18 protein-coding genes are annotated in these 18,858 nt (G+C 58.2%); 17 read left to right on the top strand and 1 reads right to left on the bottom strand.

Features of this window, described 5'->3' with window-relative positions:
* Positions 1–369 precede the first annotated feature (369 nt).
* A complete protein-coding gene (locus AC3WJU_RS15170; RefSeq protein ID WP_492260252.1) occupies positions 370–1,482 on the top strand; it encodes a branched-chain amino acid aminotransferase in 1,113 nt (370 codons plus the stop codon).
* Positions 1,483–1,748: 266 nt separating this feature from the next.
* Here the strand turns inward: AC3WJU_RS15170 and AC3WJU_RS15165 are convergent, their stop codons facing one another.
* Complete coding sequence (locus AC3WJU_RS15165; protein ID WP_492260251.1) at positions 1,749–2,258, bottom strand: Lrp/AsnC family transcriptional regulator; 510 nt, start codon at positions 2,256–2,258, stop codon at positions 1,749–1,751.
* A gap of 572 nt (positions 2,259–2,830) precedes the next feature.
* Between AC3WJU_RS15165 and AC3WJU_RS15160 the strand changes: the two genes are divergently transcribed.
* The 16 genes from AC3WJU_RS15160 to AC3WJU_RS15085 form a co-directional block, all read left to right on the top strand.
* Positions 2,831–3,988 (top strand): thiamine pyrophosphate-dependent enzyme, encoded by a 1,158-nt coding sequence (locus tag AC3WJU_RS15160; RefSeq protein ID WP_492260250.1) that lies wholly within the window; start codon positions 2,831–2,833, stop codon positions 3,986–3,988.
* 3 nt (positions 3,989–3,991) lie between these two features.
* Positions 3,992–4,966: an alpha-ketoacid dehydrogenase subunit beta gene (locus AC3WJU_RS15155; RefSeq protein WP_492260249.1), complete on the top strand. Its 975-nt coding sequence runs from the start codon at positions 3,992–3,994 to the stop codon at positions 4,964–4,966.
* A gap of 9 nt (positions 4,967–4,975) precedes the next feature.
* A complete protein-coding gene (locus AC3WJU_RS15150) occupies positions 4,976–6,259 on the top strand; it encodes a dihydrolipoamide acetyltransferase family protein (RefSeq protein ID WP_492260248.1) in 1,284 nt (427 codons plus the stop codon).
* Positions 6,256–6,576: a hypothetical protein gene (locus AC3WJU_RS15145; RefSeq protein WP_492260247.1), complete on the top strand. Its 321-nt coding sequence runs from the start codon at positions 6,256–6,258 to the stop codon at positions 6,574–6,576. The genes AC3WJU_RS15150 and AC3WJU_RS15145 overlap by 4 nt, the downstream gene beginning before the upstream one ends.
* A gap of 333 nt (positions 6,577–6,909) precedes the next feature.
* Entirely contained in the window at positions 6,910–7,680 is a 771-nt protein-coding gene (locus AC3WJU_RS15140; RefSeq protein ID WP_492260246.1) for an electron transfer flavoprotein subunit beta/FixA family protein, read from the top strand.
* Between the two features lie 19 nt (positions 7,681–7,699).
* Positions 7,700–8,671, top strand: coding sequence for an electron transfer flavoprotein subunit alpha/FixB family protein (locus AC3WJU_RS15135; RefSeq protein WP_492260245.1), 972 nt, complete (start codon positions 7,700–7,702; stop codon positions 8,669–8,671).
* Positions 8,672–8,723: 52 nt separating this feature from the next.
* Complete coding sequence (locus AC3WJU_RS15130; protein ID WP_492260244.1) at positions 8,724–9,656, top strand: cytochrome b/b6 domain-containing protein; 933 nt, start codon at positions 8,724–8,726, stop codon at positions 9,654–9,656.
* Between the two features lie 66 nt (positions 9,657–9,722).
* Positions 9,723–10,859, top strand: coding sequence for an acyl-CoA dehydrogenase family protein (locus AC3WJU_RS15125; protein ID WP_492260243.1), 1,137 nt, complete (start codon positions 9,723–9,725; stop codon positions 10,857–10,859).
* A 2-nt stretch (positions 10,860–10,861) separates the two neighbouring features.
* Positions 10,862–11,923, top strand: coding sequence for an enoyl-CoA hydratase/isomerase family protein (locus tag AC3WJU_RS15120; RefSeq protein WP_492260242.1), 1,062 nt, complete (start codon positions 10,862–10,864; stop codon positions 11,921–11,923).
* A 4-nt stretch (positions 11,924–11,927) separates the two neighbouring features.
* Complete coding sequence (gene mmsB / locus AC3WJU_RS15115) at positions 11,928–12,845, top strand: 3-hydroxyisobutyrate dehydrogenase (RefSeq protein ID WP_492260241.1); 918 nt, start codon at positions 11,928–11,930, stop codon at positions 12,843–12,845.
* Positions 12,842–13,618, top strand: a complete 777-nt coding sequence (locus tag AC3WJU_RS15110; RefSeq protein WP_492260240.1) for an enoyl-CoA hydratase — start codon at positions 12,842–12,844, stop codon at positions 13,616–13,618. Before mmsB ends, AC3WJU_RS15110 begins: the two co-directional genes overlap by 4 nt.
* A gap of 66 nt (positions 13,619–13,684) precedes the next feature.
* On the top strand, positions 13,685–15,184 hold the full coding sequence (locus AC3WJU_RS15105; RefSeq protein WP_492260239.1) for an aldehyde dehydrogenase family protein: 1,500 nt from the start codon (positions 13,685–13,687) through the stop codon (positions 15,182–15,184).
* A gap of 1 nt (position 15,185) precedes the next feature.
* Complete coding sequence (locus AC3WJU_RS15100; RefSeq protein ID WP_492260238.1) at positions 15,186–16,412, top strand: CaiB/BaiF CoA transferase family protein; 1,227 nt, start codon at positions 15,186–15,188, stop codon at positions 16,410–16,412.
* Between the two features lie 14 nt (positions 16,413–16,426).
* The gene (locus AC3WJU_RS15095; RefSeq protein ID WP_492260237.1) at positions 16,427–17,281 is read left to right on the top strand and encodes an enoyl-CoA hydratase/isomerase family protein; all 855 of its coding nucleotides are present in this window, start codon (positions 16,427–16,429) and stop codon (positions 17,279–17,281) included.
* A gap of 320 nt (positions 17,282–17,601) precedes the next feature.
* Positions 17,602–17,892: a hypothetical protein gene (locus tag AC3WJU_RS15090; protein ID WP_492260276.1), complete on the top strand. Its 291-nt coding sequence runs from the start codon at positions 17,602–17,604 to the stop codon at positions 17,890–17,892.
* Positions 17,893–18,675: 783 nt separating this feature from the next.
* The coding region (locus AC3WJU_RS15085) for a ribbon-helix-helix protein, CopG family (RefSeq protein ID WP_492260236.1) at positions 18,676–18,858 on the top strand (183 nt) is incomplete at its 3' end.

The following is an 18,858-nucleotide window of genomic DNA, read 5'->3' as shown; positions in this document are numbered from 1 at the left end:
TGACAGTTGGCCGCGCAGGCCCGAAGAGCTAGGCTTTTCGTTCCCAGACCCGGCTTAGAGCCCAAGAATTCTTAGAACCCGAGCTGCCAAGCTCGGCAGGAAGCTGAAATTGAGTTCTCTCATGGCAGACTGATGCCGGTGAGACGGATGACCTTACTCATGAGCGCTTCGGGTTAGCGACGTCAAGAATTGCTCCTGCGGTGTCTGGAGGTTGGCGCAGGAGTTTCACACAGCTACCGCCCCGCAGAATCACAGAACGTGCTCGGCCCGCTGGTCGTTCACGATTCGCCCTGTTAAATCAACTTGTCCCAGATCATCAGATGTTGCCACGGATCCATTGCCGAATCCGTGGCAGATTGTGGAGGAAACATGACTCAGACTGCCCATGGCGTCGAATTCAGCCAGCAGCGTTCGGCCAACCCGAAGTCTATTGAGGAGCGTGCAGCCATTCTGGCGAACCCGGGATTTGGCGACTACTTCACCGACCACACCGCCCTCGTCGATTACAAGGTCGACGCCGAAGGCAAGGGCGGATGGCAGAATGCCCGCGTAGAACCGTACGGCCCGATCACTTTGGACCCCTCGGCCGCCGTGCTGCACTATGGCCAGGAGATCTTCGAAGGCCTCAAAGCGTACCGTCATGCCGACGGTTCGGTGTGGACTTTCCGTCCCGAGGCCAACGCTGCCCGCCTCAACAAGTCGGCCCGCCGCCTGGCACTGCCGGAACTTCCCGAGGAGTACTTCCTCGGCGCCATCCGTGAGCTCGTCCAGGCGGACAAGGAGTGGGTTCCCTCCGGCGACGGTGAGGCCCTTTACCTGCGTCCGTTCATGATTGCCACCGAGGCCTTCCTGGGTGTCAGGGCGGCCCGTGAGGTTTCGTTCCGCGTGATCGCCTCGCCGGCTGGCAACTACTTCGGCGGCGAACTCAAGCCGGTGTCCATCTGGATCTCCCGCGAGTATGCCCGCGCCGGCCGTGGCGGGACCGGCGCTGCCAAGTGCGGCGGTAACTATGCAGCATCCTTGATCGCGCAGCAGGAAGCCGAAGCCAACGGCTGCAAGCAGGTCCTCTTCCTGGACCTTTTCAATGACGACGCCGTCGAGGAACTCGGCGGCATGAACGTCTTCTTCGTCTTCAAGGACGGCTCGCTGGTGACTCCGGCCCTGAGCGGCACCATCCTTGAGGGCGTGACGCGTTCGTCGGTCATCCAGGTGGCCAAGGACATGGGCCGCGAAGTTTCAGAGCGCAAGATCACCCTAGACGAATGGCGCGACGGCATGGCCTCCGGCGAGATCACCGAGGTGTTCGCCTGCGGTACGGCGGCCGTGATCACCCCGATCGGTGTCCTGAAGGACGCAACGGAGTTCATCGGTTCCGAGGACGCCAAGGTAGGCGAAACCACCATGGCCATCCGCGAGCAACTGCTCGGCATCCAGACCGGAACGGTCGAGGACCGCCACGGCTGGCTGACCCGCCTGATCTAGGTCCCCGCCGCGGCGAGCGCAACTCAAACGCACGACTTGCGGCCCCCGCCTAGGGTGACAATGCGGGCGCCGCCCGAGGCTCCTGCACCAAGTGGCTGCCACCTTTTCATCTCGACTCAAATCCAAGCAGGGTTCAAAGGGAGGAAGCCGAAGGAGACAACTCGCGGGTCTGACGCCAGCTCCGCGGCCCCCTGCTCAACGATGCACCTATAGCCCGCTGCCCGTGGAGACTTCCTTGATCGAACAACGGCTCTTGATTCTGAGAGTCAACCAACCGAAGGCGCAGGGGTGGATCGACCCCAGCCAGTGCCATCTGTGAGTTTTTGAAGAAGAGGCTGGACACGGTAGGGCACCGGAGTTGAGACGAAAAAAGTAGACGTCGTTTTGCGCACGCCTTCGATGGTGACAATCGACGCGGTCAGGTCTTGCAGGGCCTCTAAAGAGGCCAGGGCCACGTGTACGAGGATGTCCTCTCGGCCGGCCTGGATTTTTACTTCCAGGACTTCAGGGAGGGCAGCCAGTCCAGCGACAATCTCCTTGAGCAACCGTTGATCCAACTCGACGCTCATGGCAGCTTGTATCGGCATATCGATTGCCGCGAAATCGATGAGCGGGCGGAATCCCCGAAGGATGCCAGCCTCCTCCAGCCGCTTAATACGTGCTTGCACTGTATTGCGGCTGACCCCGAGATGCTCCGCCAGTTCAGCGGTGCCTGCCCGCGCATCATCGGTCAGCAGTCCTAGTATTCGAGCGTCGAGCCGGTCAATGCTTGCCATTTTGATAATCTCCTTGAAAGTGAGCTGTGATTGATCTGGGCGTTTTGCATAGTTGACTCGTAATCACTTGACGTATTAGTCCGTTCATTTCACTATAGATCAACGAATCAATCAGCGAAACACGCCGATTGCTGACCATGGGCGAAGACGCCACAAGCGTTGGGTGCCTGTCTCACGAAAGTACCGACACCATGAACGTTCCCATGTCAATGTTCCCTGCCTGGGAAACACGACCCGCCGATACCTACGCGTGCGACGTCAGACTATTATCGCGCTGAAGCGCATTTCGGCGGCCCTCGCATAGAGGGCAAATGCAACCACGCAGGCACTCCCAGTCGGGTTGAGGTGCCACGGCGGGCCCCCGCATCACGTTCTTTGAAACGGCAGCGCCGCCGAAAGCTCTGCTCTGGGTGCTGCTGACGGAGGAGGCATCCGTCGTCAGCTATGCAAAGCCCGCATCGTGATGAGGCGTCAGAGCCTCCTGTGTGTCGATCCAAAACACTCCTTCGACATCAGGCCCATCGAAGCCCTAACTTCCTCACTTTTCCAACACCCAACCTCTCGGAGCATCCATGACATTGTCTGACCAGACTGACAGCACAGAGCTGTGGAAAGAGATGAACGCAGCAGTATCCTCAGTTGACCCTCTGGACTCGGCCTGTCAAAGTCCCTTACAGCCAACAGAGCCTTTTCGGATTCTCAATGAAGACGGAACTTTGACGGCTGCCGGAAAGACGATGGACGTTAGCACTCAGCTGGCGCAGGATCTCTACGAAGATATGGTTATGGCACGCCGGCTTGACCATGAGGCGCTGTCACTTCAACGGCAAGGCGAGCTTCACCTATGGCTCATGTCCTGGGGCCAGGAGGCGGCGCAGGTTGGTTCCGTTCGTGCGATTCGACCCAACGACATGGTTTTTCCGAGTTACCGCGAACACGCCGCTGCACTTTGCCGCGGGATATCTCCCGCGGACGTGATGCGTCAGTGGCGTGGTGTCTCACATTCCGGATGGGACTCAGCAGAACATCGCTTTCATATCAACTCATTAGTACTCGGCACACAGACACTGCATGCCACCGGATACGCCGCAGGAGTCAAGATGGACCGTGCGGACGAAGTTGTACTGACTTACTTTGGTGATGGCTCGGCGAGCCAAGGCGACGTCAACGAGGCTTTCAACTGGTCAGCGGCCGGCAACCTACCCATCCTGTTCTTCTGTCAAAACAACCAATGGGCTATTTCCACGCCGACTTCGACGCAAATGCTTACACCGGTACACGTCCGCGCGGCAGGCTTCGGGCTAACTGGCTACCACGTCGACGGTAACGACGTGCTCGCCGTGCACGCCGTAACAAAACAGGCCGTAGAACGAGTCCGTTCTGGCGGCGGCCCGGCCTTGATCGAAGCACAAACCTATCGAGTCGGTGGCCACTCCAGCTCTGATGATCCAAAGCGCTATCGAAGCGATGAGGAGCTAACTCGCTGGCAGCAAAAAGATCCGCTGGCGCGAGTGGAAAAGTTCTTGCGTTCCTCAGGGCTTGAGGAGTCTTACTTCAAGGATCTCGCTGACCGGGAAGAAGCGTTTGCTGCAACAGTGCGCGAGCAGTGTCGCTCAATTGAAGGCGATGACCTCGATGCAGTCTTCGACCAAACATATGTCAATCCGCACCCAGTGATGCGAGAAGAAAAAGTGGCTTACATGGCACGTTCACGAAAGTCGGTGGCATAGCGAATGGCTACTACCTCTTCATTGGGGGCTGCCCTCAACTCCGGTTTGCGCGCAGCCATGGAACGAGACCCGCGCGTCGTTGTCATGGGCGAGGACATCGGAACTCTTGGAGGAGTCTTCCGCGTAACCGACGGACTTTCAGCGACTTTCGGCCCGGAGCGGGTAGTCGATACTCCACTGGCTGAGTCAGGAATCGTAGGAACGGCAATCGGATTGGCCCTGCGCGGCTATCGCCCGGTTTGTGAGATTCAATTTGACGGCTTCGTGTACCCGGCCTTCGACCAAATCGTTAGTCAACTAGCCAAAATGCGCGCCAGGTCTCAAGGACGGCTGAAGCTTCCCTTGGTGATTCGAATCCCCGCCGGAGGCGGAATTGGAGCGGTCGAACACCATTCGGAGTCCAATGAAGCTTACTTCGCTCACACGGCAGGTCTCCGGGTCGTATCCTGTGCCACGCCTGACGATGCCCACCACATGATCCAGCAGGCGATTGCGTGTGACGATCCCGTAATTTTCTATGAACCCAAACGCCGCTATTGGGATAAGGGAACGATCAACGATACGGCTTCCCTTTCCATGCATGACGCTGCCATTCGACGTGAAGGAACCGATTGCACGCTCGTGGCACACGGTCCAAGCCTGGCGACGGCGCTTGCTGCCGCTGAGGCGGCCGCAGAAGACGGGGTCTCGGTCGGCGTAGTAGACCTGCGCAGCATTGCTCCGCTTGATATGGCCACGCTGCGCAAGGCAGCGGCAACATCGCATCGGCTTGTCGTTGTTCATGAGGCTTCAACGTTCCTCGGAATCGGCGCCGAGATTGCGGCCCAAATTACTCAGGACTGTTTTTACGATCTGGAGGCCCCCGTCCTTCGTGTCGGCTCATACAACCTCCCCTACCCGCCAGCGCACATGGAAAACCAATTTCTGCCCGACGTTGACCGTGTGCTGGAAGCGATCGATGCCAGCCTTAACTACTAGGAGACCTCAGTGATTGATTTCAAGCTTCCAGATGTGGGGGAGGGCCTAACTGAGGCGGAAATCTTGGCCTGGCACGTCACCGTTGGCGCCGAGGTAGCTGTCAACCAGACGTTGGTCGAGATCGAGACTGCCAAGTCCGTTGTGGAGTTGCCGTCGCCAGTCAATGGCGTGATTAAGGCGATTCACATTGAACCAGGCGTGACAGTTGGCGTAGGAACGGTGATCGTAACAATCGTTGATCCATTGGCGTCGACGGCGACTTCAGTCCTTGATCACCCGTCCATGGAGGACACGGCAGATGTTTCTACAACTGAAGAGCAACCTCTCGTACTTGTAGGCACCGGGCCAAAGCCAGCCGTCGCCAGAACGGTCCGACTCGGAAAATCTCGTTCTTTGTCACAGGTGACCGAGATGGCGCCAGTCCCGCAGGCGATCCGTGCAAAGCCACCAGTTCGCGCTTTGGCCAGAAAACTGGGGGTGGACCTGTCCAAAGTCAGACCATCATCGGGCGACATTATCAGCCGGAGCGATGTTGAACTAGCTTCCCGGCCCGAATCAACCGCCGGATCCGGCTCAGAAGGACACAACCACCGTCGCGAGGTACGCATCCCTATAAAGGGTGTCCGCAGGGCGACTGCTGCCGCCATGGTTCAGTCCGCCTTCACGGCCCCGCACGTGACTGAGTTCCTCACCATTGATGTGACGATGACGATGGATCTGCTTGACCGGCTCAAAGCAGACCACGCATGGAGAGGTGTGCGGCTCACCCCGCTGGTACTTGTCGCGCGGGCGCTCCTTCTAACCATCCGCCGTTTCCCCGGGATCAACGCCCGTTGGGACGAGGGCGCCCAGGAAATCGTGCTGCCCGATTACGTGAATCTCGGTCTGGCCGCTGCAACACCGCGGGGACTGATTGTGCCAAACGTCAAGGAGGCCCAAGACCTGACCCTCCTCGAGTTAGCCAATGAAATTGAGACGCTCGTTGCTACAGCGCGAGCTGGCAAATCCACCCCTGAGCAGATGTCGAAGGGGACGATCACCATCACGAATATCGGTGCACTTGGAGTGGATACAGGGACGCCCATCCTCAACACTGGCGAAGCCGCCATCCTGGCGTTCGGAAACGTTCGAGACATGCCATGGGTTGTCGACGGGTGTGTCGTACCACGGAAAGTTACCCAGCTGGCACTCTCATTTGATCATCGACTCGTCGACGGCGAATTGGGATCAAAGGTGCTAAGCACCCTCGGTCGCCTGCTGACCGACCCGAGCGAAGCGTTTACCCTCTCATGATCGAGACACGCCTACCCGTTGCACACGAGCAAGATCTAGATGATCCTCAGCTCCTGGAGATAACCATATTTGCCGCTCCGGTCCTGAACGTGCTCAATCGAATCCTTCTGCAACTCAACCGTCGGCAGGTCGACGTTCGGCAAATCATGGCAGATTTCGTAGAACCTGATGCCAGCGAATTCAAGGGGTCGGAGGAGATGTTGCTGCGCGTGTCACTGATTGCCTACATCCCCAACGATGCCGAGCTCGAACAGATCAGGAAACTGTTCGACAGAATTGTCGACGTCTATAAAGTTCATCAAGCCGTCCCGGCCTGATCTCACAAATCACCAGCTCCGTCGGGGTTATAGTGCGCTGTGACCAGTGCGCGAGGGTGGGTCACTTTCATTTGAACTACCCCGGCCAAGCCATCTGGAAGTGGTGTAGGCGGGGTGTATTGAGGGATCCCAGGGCATCTCCAAGCATGTTTTTTCAACCGGCGCCGGGACCGCGTCCAAGGCCGGTGTCTCAAGCTCCGCATCGGGGCGAGATGGCCAAGGGCGGCCTGAGAGCGCCCATCGAGAAATCGTAGGACTACCTAGTAGATACTTGGATGTCCAAGTATCTTTTGTGAAAACGTCTAATTTACGCGGAAGCGGAGGAACGGTTCCATGAAAATCATTGTCTTGGTGAAGCATGTGCCGGACACAAGCGAAGAGCGACTGCTCGATCCGTCAACCGGGCTCTTGGACCGGTCGGCCAGCGAAAGCATTGTCGACGAAATCAACGAGCGCGCCCTTGAGGTTGCTTTGCGTCATAAGGACGGCGATAACAAGGGCGTTGAGGTCGTTGCCGTGACAATGGGCCCAGAGCAGGCTTCTCAAACTCTGCGTAAGGCATTGTCTATGGGAGCGGACTCGGCGGTGCATGTGGTTGACGGCAAGCTTTCCGGAGCTGACATGGCCCAGACCGCGGCTGTTCTCGCGACAGTGGCCCAGCGGACAGGCTTTGATTTGCTAATCGCCGGCAATGAGTCTACAGACGGACGTGGTGGAGCGGTTCCTTCAATGATCGCTGAGCATCTGGGCCTGCCCATATTGCCTTATCTCAACTCCGTTGAGCTTGAGAACCAACAAGTCACTGGCGAGATCAGCCTGGAAGACAGGCTCATGACCGTTCGAGCGTCGCTGCCCGCCGTCATCTCTGTTACCGAGCGAGTTGCTGAAGCAAGATTCCCTAGTTTCAAGGGCATCATGACGGCCAAACGCAAACCACTGATCACGATGTCCTTGGATGATCTCGCACTGGCACATACCGCGCCAGGCACGGTGGTAGTCGCAACATCCGCGCGCCCCGCGCGAACAGGTGGCAAGAAGATTCAGGACGACGGCCGCGCCGCAGCAGAGCTCGCCGAATACCTGACCGCCAGCCGCCTGATCTGAGCAAAGGAAATACATCACCATGTCGAATGTTTTGGCGCTTATCGAAGTGGCCTCTGACGGAACTATTGGAAGCAGCGCCACAAGTATCTTGGCAGCGGCCGACAAGCTCGGCACCCCGGTTGCCGTGGTCACTGTCAGGCCCGGGAACGGCAGTAACGTCACGGCTACACTCGGTGAGATGGGAGCTTCCCACGTATTTGTGGCCGAGAGTGAGCAAGTTGGCCAGGTGTTCGGCACGCTTGAGGTCGCCGCACTGAGTAGCGCCGCCAGCGTCTTTTCCCCTTTTGCGGTCGTTGCTGCGAATTCTGTGGAAGGCCGCACCGCAGCGGCCCGTTTCGCCGTCCGTGCAGGAGTCGGCCTACTTGCAGACGCCGTTGATGTTGAACTTCGCGATGAGACCCCCAGCGCTGCTCATTCAGTATTTGGGGGTTCATTCGATGTCCTAGCAACTTCCTCCGAAGTGCCGGCCATTATCACCTTGCGTCACGGCGCGGTGGATGACCGGGCACCGGCAAGGTTGCCGGAAGTGACCACTCTCGCGTTGAGCCCCGAAGACCGGAATCCCGCGTGGATAGAACATGTACACCGCGTCGACGCCGTGTCGGAACGCCCGTCGCTGCATGCTGCCTCAACTGTGGTCTCGGGTGGTCGAGGGCTTGGTTCTAAAGAGAACTTTGCACTTGTCGAACAGCTCGCTGATTGCCTCGGCGCTGCGGTAGGGGCCTCACGTGCCGCGGTTGATGCCGGCTATGTTCCCCAGTCCTACCAAGTTGGACAAACCGGGGTTTCGGTGTCTCCGCAGCTCTATATCGCGCTCGGTATATCGGGAGCCATTCAGCATCGGGCAGGTATGCAGTCCGCCCAAAGCATCGTAGCCATCAACGAAGACGAAGACGCTCCCATATTCGATGTTGCGGACTTCGGAATCGTCGGGGACGTATTCAGTGTCGTGCCACAGCTCATCTCAGCTATTGAGGAACGTCGAAGGTAGAAATTGGATCCCTTGCCAGGCGCTCCAGGGTTGGAAGAAAGGAACTCAGGATATGGCCAATAATGCAAAGACGGTCGCCATAACCAAGAGTAGAAAGACTAAGATTCTTCAGTCCCTGGTTTGCACAGTGGGCACTCTCTTGGTTGTGATGCTTCTAGCAGGGTGGTGCCGTTCCCTGCCATCCGTGGAATCCTTCCTCGTTATTTACCCCGGCCAAGTGGAGTTGCCGACAACCGCCCCGGTAGGCCTCCCCTGGTGGCTAGGCTGGCAGCACTCTCTAAACGCATTCCTCATGGTGCTGATCGTCCGTTCTGGCTGGCAAGTTAGGACCGCTACCCGGCCGAAGGCCCATTGGACCCGCAACAACAAGGGATTCATCCGCTCAAAGAATCCCCCGCAGAAAATCAGTCTCGATCTCTGGCTGCATCTGACATTGGATGTGCTCTGGTTCCTCAACGGGATCGTCTTTGTGGCACTGCTTTGTGTCACAGGTCAGTGGATGCGCATCGTACCGACGAGCGGGGACGTAGTCCCGAACGCAGTCTCCGCCGCACTTCAATATGCATCCCTCGACTGGCCGACCGAGAACGGTTGGGTCAACTACAACAGCCTTCAGGTCATCGCCTACTTCGCTACTGTGTTTGTCGCCTCTCCCCTGGCCGTGGTGACTGGACTCCGCATGTCCAAAGCATGGCCCAAAACAACGAAAGGGCTCAATCGCTTCTACCGGGTTGAAGTTGCGAGAGCCGTGCATTTCCCGGTGATGACCTATTTCGTGCTTTTCATCGTCGTTCATGTCGGATTGGTGTTCGCCACAGGAGCTCTGCGAAACCTGAATCATATGTATGCGGCCCGAGACGACGGCGACTGGGCCGGTTTCTGGATCTTCGCAGCGTCAATTGCGGTGATCGCCGCGGCATGGATGCTCGCCCGGCCCCTATTCCTCCGCCCCATCGCAGCCCTCCTGGGCAACGTCTCCCGCTAGCTAGGAAGTAGAGACTTCCACTTAGTTCTGTCCGGACCACCATGCCGGATTTCGAAAGGAATACTCATGTTTGAACTCAGCGAGGATCAACACTCCCTCATCCAAATGGTGCGCGAATTCACGGCTGAGGCCTTAGCACCAAACGCCGCAAAGTGGGACGAGACCAAACATTTCCCCGTCGACGTGCTCGCGGAGGCCGGTTCCCTCGGGATGGGCGGAATTTACGCCGCCGAAGAGTTTGGCGGATCGGGACTATCACGCTCGGATGCTGTGCTGGTGTTCGAAGAACTGGCAAAAGGGGACACAACCATCGCCGCCTACATGTCCATCCACAACATGGTGGTGTGGATGATCGATGCTTTCGGCAACGATGAACAGCGCGCGAAATGGGTTCCGCAATTGGCGTCCATGCAATCCCTCGGCAGTTACTGCCTGACGGAACCCGGTGCGGGGTCAGATGCTGCTGCCATCAGCACACGTGCCGTCAAAGAGGGAGATTCTTATGTGATATCCGGAACCAAGCAATTCATTTCCGGGGCAGGCGCCTCGGAAATCTATGTCGTGATGGCCAGAACCTCAGACAACGGATCCCGGGGTATCAGTGCCATCGTTGTTCCAGCCGGAACTCCCGGACTGTCCTTCGGCCCTAACGAAAGGAAGATGGGGTGGAACGCCCAACCTACCCGTCAAGTGATCCTTGACAAGGTCACAGTCCCGATTTCCAATCGCCTGGGCGCGGAAGGTGATGGATTCGGTATTGCGATGAAGGGTCTCAACGGTGGCAGGCTAAACATGGGGGCGTGTTCACTGGGCGGCGGCCAATCCGCGTTGGACAAGACAGCGGCTTACCTTCACGAACGCTCGGCGTTTGGGGGGCCTCTCATCAATCAGCAGACACTTCTGTTCCGGCTGGCTGATATGGAAACCGACCTGCAGGCGGCGAGATCGCTGCTGTGGCGGGCCGCCGAGGCGTTGGACCGCGGCGCCCCGGATCTCGTCAAGTTGTGCGCAATGGCCAAGCAGGTAGCGACGGATGCCGGATTCCAGGCAGCCAACGAGGCGATTCAGCTGCACGGTGGATACGGGTACTTGGCTGAATACGGGTTGGAGCGAATCATGCGGGATCTGCGCGTTCACCAAATCCTGGAGGGAACGAACGAGATCATGCGTCTAGTCGTCGGTCGCACTGTAGCGGGGGCCTAGGAGTGTACCGCAACGAAGTTCTTGTTCGGCGCGATGGAAGCTTGGGCAGAATCATTCTGAACCGTCCCAAGGCCCTGAATGCTTTGACGCATGGAATGGTCACCGCTATCGCCGCCGCACTGAAAGACTGGATTGAGGACGAGACCGTACGCACCGTCATGCTTTCGGGGGCGGGGGAGAGGGGACTGTGCGCAGGAGGCGACATCGTCGCAATATATCGCGACGCACTCCAAGGCGGCACCGAAACGGCCAGTTTCTGGGCCGACGAATATCGGCTCAACGCGCTAATCGCCAGTTATCCAAAGCCAATTGTTGCCCTGATGGACGGGATCGTTCTCGGTGGTGGTGTCGGTGTGTCCGCCCATGCCTCAATAAGGGTTGTAACCGAAAGGACGAAGCTGGGAATGCCCGAAGTTGGCATTGGGTTCATCCCGGACGTCGGAGGAACCTGGCTGCTGTCCCACGCGCCCGGCGAGCGGGGAACCCACATGGCCCTAACGGCTGGCACCGTCTCCGGTCCTGACGCCATCGCCTGTGGCCTGGCCGATCATTTCGTGGACGCGGGCGATCTTCCCATGCTATCCCATGCTCTTTCTCAGAGTGATGCCCACGAAGCAGTGCGGTCGATCGAACGAAGCTGGTTTCCAGCCTCGGACCTAGCCGCAAGTGCCGCGTGGATCGACTCGTGCTACGCGTTCGACCGTGCGGAGGAGATCGTCGAGGCACTGCTTGGGTCCGATGTACCTGCCGCCCGCGAAGCAGCCGAACGCATCCAGACCAAATCGCCGACCGCGTTGAAGGTAACTCTGGCATCTCTGCGGCGTGCCCGGGGCATGGATTCCTTGGAAGCCGTTTTGGACCAGGAATACCGGGTATCGCTGCGTGCCTTGGTCTCCGCAGACTTCACTGAAGGCATCAGGGCCCAGGTCATAGAGAAGGATCGAACTCCCTCCTGGTCCACGCCAAGACTCGAGCATGTAACGCCACATGATGTTGAACAATACTTTGCCGACCTAGGCCCGCGTGAGTTGGGACTGTCGAGACAACTAGAAATGAGGAGCTGAGCAGATGAGCAAGACTGTCGCCTTTATCGGACTGGGCCATATGGGAGGACCAATGGCCGCGAATTTGGCCGGGGCTGGCTATGACGTGCGCGGGTTTGATCTCGTGCCTCAGGCTCTCCAAACCGCGCAAGCACTGGGAATTGCGGTCTCCCTTTCTGCGGCAGATGCCGCCCGCGGCGCTGACGTTGTGATAACGATGCTCCCAGCGGGAAAGCATGTGCTCGACGTTTATCGCGGGCCCGAAGGACTACTCGCGGCTGCTACGCCTGGAGCACTATTCCTCGACTGCTCCACTATTGCAGTCGACGACGCTCAACTTGTGCACAACCTTGCACAGATGGCCGGCCATCGGGCTTTGGACGCTCCTGTCTCAGGCGGCACGGCTGGTGCCGAGGCCGGCACCCTGACTTTCATGGCCGGTGGGAGCATGGCCGATTTCGACGAGGCGAAGCCGCTGCTGGAAGCCATGGGCAAACGAATTGTCCATTGCGGCGGACCGGGCGCGGGCCAGGCCGCGAAAGTCTGCAACAACATGATCCTGGGCATCAGCATGATCGCCGTTTCTGAGGCCTTTGTCCTGGGTGAGCGCCTAGGCCTGTCCCACCAAGCTCTGTTTGATGTCGCAGCAAACGCCTCCGGGCAGTGCTGGGCATTGACAACTAACTGTCCTGTGCCTGGCCCCGTTCCATCGAGTCCGGCCAACCAGGGTTTCATGCCAGGCTTCGCGGGCTCATTGATGTCAAAAGACCTCGGTCTTGCGGTTCACGCACTTAAGTCTGCAGGCGTCCAAGGCCGGATGGGCGTGCTAGCAGCGGAAATTTACCGTCACTTCGCTGCGGGCGAGGGTAGCAGTAAAGACTTCTCCGGCATCATCGATGAAATTCGGGTCCGATCAAATGAGGAAGTGAACCAAACGGTATGACCGAGTATCAACGCATTCTCGTGCAACAGCAGGGACGCGTTGGCGTCATCACGTTGAACCGCCCGGAGGCTCTGAATGCTCTTGACTCCATGATGGGCGTCGAAATTCTTCGTGCTGCACAAGCTTTCGATCAGGACCCAGGTGTCGGAGCAATCATCATCACGGGTTCGAACCGCGCCTTCGCGGCGGGAGCGGACATCAAAGAGATGGCACCGCAAACCTACATGGACATGTACACGCAGAAGTTCTTCTCCGAGTGGGATGAGCTGGCGAAAGTTCGGATCCCGCTCATCGCAGCAGTGGCAGGTCACGCACTTGGCGGCGGATGTGAGCTAGCAATGATCGCCGACTTCATCATCGCAGCCGACAACGCCAAGTTCGGTCAGCCGGAAATCAAACTTGGCGTCATTCCCGCCATGGGTGGCACCCAACGGCTAACCAGGGCCGTGGGTAAGGCCAAGGCCATGGAAATGGTACTCACTGGACGAATCATGGGCGCCGACGAAGCACAACTGTCTGGACTCGTGGCGCGTGTTGTGCCTGCGGCTGAACTTCTGGCGGAGGCATTGGCAGCCGCTGAATCGATAGCTAGCATGTCGAACCCGGTGGTGTTGATGGCTAAAGAAGCTGTCAACGCTGCCTTCGAGATGTCCCTCGCCGAAGGCGTGAACACCGAGCGCCGTCTTGCCCATTCATGCTTTCCGACCGAGGACCAAAAAGAGGGAATGCAGGCCTTCGTTGCCAAACGTTCTCCCGTATTTAGCCACCGATGAGGCCCGTCCATTACGCCATCGCTGCCTGTTGGACTGGTTCACCCGAAAACTTAAACATGAGGAAGCATGACCGAAACAATGACAAATAGTCCCATTGAGGAAATTCTCAAGGGTGCAGAGCTCTTGATGTGGATCGACGGCGAACGGACACAGGCCCGTAGCGGGCAATGGCGCGATGTCAGGAACCCGGCTGTACGCGAGCAAACCATCGCTAAGGTACCAGCCGCCGGAACCGAGGACGTCGACAATGCAGTCGCATCCGCTCGCAAAGCCTTCCCCGGTTGGCGGTCGTTGCACTTCACTGAGCGTGCCAGGGCCCTGGCCCGGATCGCCGACGACATCGAGGCCCGCTCAGAAGAATTTGCCCGGTTAACAGCTCTCGATACTGGCAACGCTCTACGAACCCAAGCGCGACCCGAGGTGGCCAGTTTGGTATCCCTTTTCCGCTACTTTGCGGGTGTGGCGGGTGAAGTCAAGGGCACGACCCTGCCGGCGGGAGACAATCAGCTCCAGTACACCAGGCTTGAGCCGCTCGGTGTTGTTGCCTGTATCTTGCCGTGGAACTCACCTCTGATGATTGCCGGATTTAAGGTTCCTGCGGCGCTGGCCGCAGGTAACACAGTCATATTGAAGGCTGCCGATGACGCTCCGTTGACGATCCTGCTGCTTGCCGCGATCTGCAACAAGCACCTGCCCGCAGGCGTGCTCAACGCCCTCACCGGCCGCGGGTCGGTGATCGGCCAAGCGCTTTCTGCACATCCAGGCGTAAATAAAGTCTCGTTTACGGGTTCTACTGAAGTGGGCCGCGGTGTGGCACAACAGGCAGGTGAAAGACTAGCCCATGTATCCCTTGAGCTTGGGGGAAAGAACCCATCCATCGTCTTTCCGGACGCTGTAGATGACGACCTTGTCGACGGCCTTCTGGCCGCCTCACGTTTTACGCGCCAAGGTCAGAGCTGCACCGCCGGTTCACGACTGTTTCTTCACGAAGATGTATACGAGGAGGTCCTTGATCGGCTTGTGGCGCGCCTTAGCCAGCTGAAGGTTGGCGACCCACTTGATGAGAACACGGACATGGGGGCCATCATAAACGCTGGACAGTTCCGGGAGATTGCCACATACCTGCATGAAGGTAGAAACCATCCGGAGTTGGCCGTGTCACTGGGGGGTGATTTACCAACGTCCGGGCCGCTGACCGAGGGCTATTTCCATCTCCCAACTGTATTCAGTGGCGCGCGCAACGATTTCCGGCTGGCCCGGGAGGAGATCTTCGGCCCCGTCCTCGTAGCTATTCCTTGGAAGAAAGTCGACGAGGTCGTGGCCATGGCCAATGACTCTCACTTCGGCCTTGCCGCGTACATCTGGAGCCACAACCTTGAAAGCGCACTCAAGACAGCTCATCGCGTTGAAGCGGGCTGGGTGCAGATCAACCAAGGAGGAGGCCAGGTCGTCGGTCAATCATACGGCGGTTACAAACAGAGTGGTATCGGCCGCGAGGTGTCCTTGGAGGGCATGCTTGCCGGGTTCACCCAGACTAAGCAAATCAACGTAAGGCTGGGTGTCTAAAGTGGAAAACACCGTTGCCCCACTTTCAGGTGTTATCGTCGTCGACCTCAGCCGCGCCCTGGCGGGGCCCTTTGCAACGGCACTCTTAGCCGACATGGGGGCCACAATCATCAAAGTAGAGAGCATCAAGGGTGGAGACTCAAGCAGGTCGTGGCCACCCTTTGAGGACAAGCACAGCCTGTATTTTGATAGCGCCAACCGCGGTAAGTCCTCGATTGCCGTGGATTTCTACAGCGACAAAGGGAAGTCCCTGCTGCGTCAGCTGATCGACGAAGCGGATGTGCTTATCGAGAACTTTCGCCCTGGAGTCTTGGCAGAAATGGGATTTGATCCCAAGGAACTACGTTCTGAACGACCCGAATTGATCATTGCGTCTGTGAGCGGATTCGGCTCCACGGGCCCGCTGAGCCAGGCGGCGGGACTGGACCAAGTGGCCCAGGGTATGACCGGACTGATGTCGGTTACCGGCATGGACGCAGACACCATGTGTCGTGCCGGACTTCCCGTTATAGACATCTTTGCCGGCGTCTTTACGGCCTTTGGAGTCGCCACAGCCCTGGCGAGCCGGGAACGCAGGGGAATCGGCATGGAAGTGTCGACTTCCCTCCTTGAAGCAGGGCTTGCAATTTCCGCATTCCAGGGCCAGCGGTTTCTAAGTCTTGGCGAGGTGCCACAGCCTCAGGGCAACGATCATCCAGTGCTTTCACCATATGGCGTCTTCAAGACAGCAGACATTCCGGTGATCATCGCAGTAGGTACCGACAAACAATGGCGGCAGCTATGCGCCCTGCTTAACGCCCCGGAATTGGCCGATGAACCCCACTTTGCGACCGGCGTGGCCCGTGCAGCCAATAGAGAATCCCTACAACTTCAAATCGAAGAATTACTAGCCTGTGAGTCGGGTTTGAAATGGATCCAAGACTTCCGAATGGCAGGAATTCCCACGGGACCCATCTATAACTACCGCCAAGTTTTCGAGGACGCCCAGATACGAGAACTCGATATGGTCAAGCGCCTGCGTCGCAGCGATGGGAGCGAGCTGCCTCTGTTGCGGGGTCCTTTGTCAGTCAACGGAGAAGCGACGCCGGTACGTAAGGCGCCGCCAGCCCTCGGAGAGGATACCCGTCGGGTCTTGTCTGGTTTGCAACTCTCCGAGGAGCAGATCGAAGGACTGATTCACGCAGGGATCGTTCATCAAGCAGCTGTCGGCGAAGCGGTACAGGCATGAGCAGGGAGCGGAAAGTGCCCCCGGCAGGGTCTCTTCGAGTCGAATACGACGGGGAAATAGCAACGATCGTTCTCGACAATGAACGCCAGCGCAACGCCATGTCGAAGACGATGTGGCAGCAGTTCGCGCCGCTGCTGGCCGAACTTGGTGCTGATGAAACCGTGAAAGTCGTCGTGGTGCGTGGAGCTGGGAACAACTTTTCCGCCGGCGCTGACCTCACTGACCTCAAAGAAATCCTGCATGACCCGGCAACAGGTCGACACGATGGCGGTCACCTCACGGCAGGAGAAGAGGTACTGGCTAGATTTCACAAACCTACGATCGCCGCTATTGACGGATACTGCATGGGCGGCGGGTGGCAGATCGCGGGAGCCTGCGACATACGCGTAGCCTCAGACCGCGCTGTCCTTGGCATAACCCCGGCAAAAGTGGGCATCATTTACCCGCTGTCGGGAATTGAACGACTCGTCCGTCTGGCGGGACCTGCAACAGCAAAGTACCTGCTATTCAGTGGAGATTTCGTGACGGCCGCGGAAGCCCTGGATCTAGGCCTTCTGTCTAAGGTCGTGCCACAGGGGGAGTTTTGTACCCAGGTCACCGGTCTCGCGCAGCGTCTAGCATCACGCTCACAGCTATCAATCCAGGCGATGAAAGAAATTGTCGACGTCATAGCAGAACAAAGCGGCAACCTGACGGAAATCAACGAAGCTTGGCAGCGAGAAATGGCCACCAGCGGGGAACCAGAGATCGGCATTGAGGCCTTCTTGGCAAAGCAGGTCCCGAACTTCAAATGGGCCAGGCCTCTTACCGCAGTCTTGTCCTCACGCCACGGTCATGACACCCAGCCGAGCACCTACCTGCGGCGGTAGTCGAAATGGTTCTGACGGGGCTCTTCGTCGTCAAATAGCCGGCACCCAGACGAGAACCTGTCAAAGCTTTCGAAGCAATCCCGAAAAGCCAGTGCGGCAGGCACCCGTGCATTCAAATCTTTGGATGCGGCTACAGTGACGCGACGACCGGCCTCCGAAATCTGGACAAAAGGGGAGCCCTTCCATTGGTCGGAGGGGCTCCCGCTTCCTCTAGACGCTGTCGCGTCCCCCTGGCCCGTGCCAGCGATGCCTCATCCAGGCTGGGTTTCCCGCCTGTGGTCTTGACGAAACGAGGGGTCCGGGCCGTCTTCTGTCCCTCGATGACCTCGCGGGCCCGGTTCTCCTGGGCGGTGAGGGTGGCGGCGTTCGATGGACTGCAGATCCAATGGCTTCTGGATCCCACGGTCGACATGGCCTCCACGATCGCCCTCCTCGACCCCTTGATCGGGAACGCCGCAGCGACTCCCATCCATCGCGGCGACCCGGAAAACACGGAGACCAATTCACCCGCCTTGGGTGAAAAACGTCACGTTCAGGCTGATGCTTGCTCTCTCCAGTGCCTGCTGCGGCAGGCCGCCAACCAAAACCTGTCGTCGACCGCCGCTTCGTAGTCTCGCATCTGGCCCCATCCACATGGAGGCAGAATCCGTTGACTAGGGGTCCTGGCAGGTCGGGTTACCTGGTCATTTCTGATCGACAGGAAATGGGAGTATCGACCTATGTTAACGTAGCATCCGCCATCGCCAGTTCCGCTCCGCGCTTGGATGTTCGTTTACCGGTCATCTACGGTCATTGCAACCGGCTCACCTTTAACTCACCTGAATCAACTGCAAAACGACAAATCATCGCCTGTCGTTGACTGCAAAAACCCCTAGAATTCGGGGAAGCGACCAGATTCCAGGCCCGCAGGGGCGCTCGCAACTAAAGCTGGGATTACACGCTTTCCAAGGATGATTGACGGACGTCTTGTATCCCTATGGGTCCGAGGCGTCTCGACGGTCGCGTTCTCGTGTCGGGAAGGAGCAGCGGAGCGAAGCGAGTCGGCGATTCTCACAAGCATGTGTTGAACCTCTGGGGTTGAAAAGTCGTGCTAACCATTAGTTACGAGACGTTGAGCGTTATGACGAAGCTGATCGCATTTACGCGGGTATCGACCCGAACACTTCGATGGCATGATCGGCGGCACTGTCCGCCACACGTTTACCCCACGGAAATGATGAAAAACGCTGACATGTCAGAGGCTCAGCATCGCAGAGAAAACCGCTAGATTCCGAGAATTCTCAAGCCAACACAAGCCTTTGGCGGACGCGAAATATGCCCTTCCATGAGAAGAGGTCAGGAGTTCGAGTCTCCTTTTCTCAAGCCTCTTTGGTACTGATTTGGTACCATGGGGTATGGCTATGAATTTACGTGTTCCCGAAGACCTCGACCGCCGTCTCGATGAGCTTGCCGCCGAGGAGCATACGTCCAAGTCCGCGCTGCTTCTCCAGGGAGCCGAGCTGGTCCTGCAACGGCACGGCCGCCGTCGCGAGATCAGTGAGGGTCTGGATTTCGTGATGAGCCATGACGCGGAGCTG

The organism is Arthrobacter sp. FW306-1B-F12A (assembly GCF_058781865.1).
This window is presented reverse-complemented; position numbering and strand designations above follow the sequence as displayed.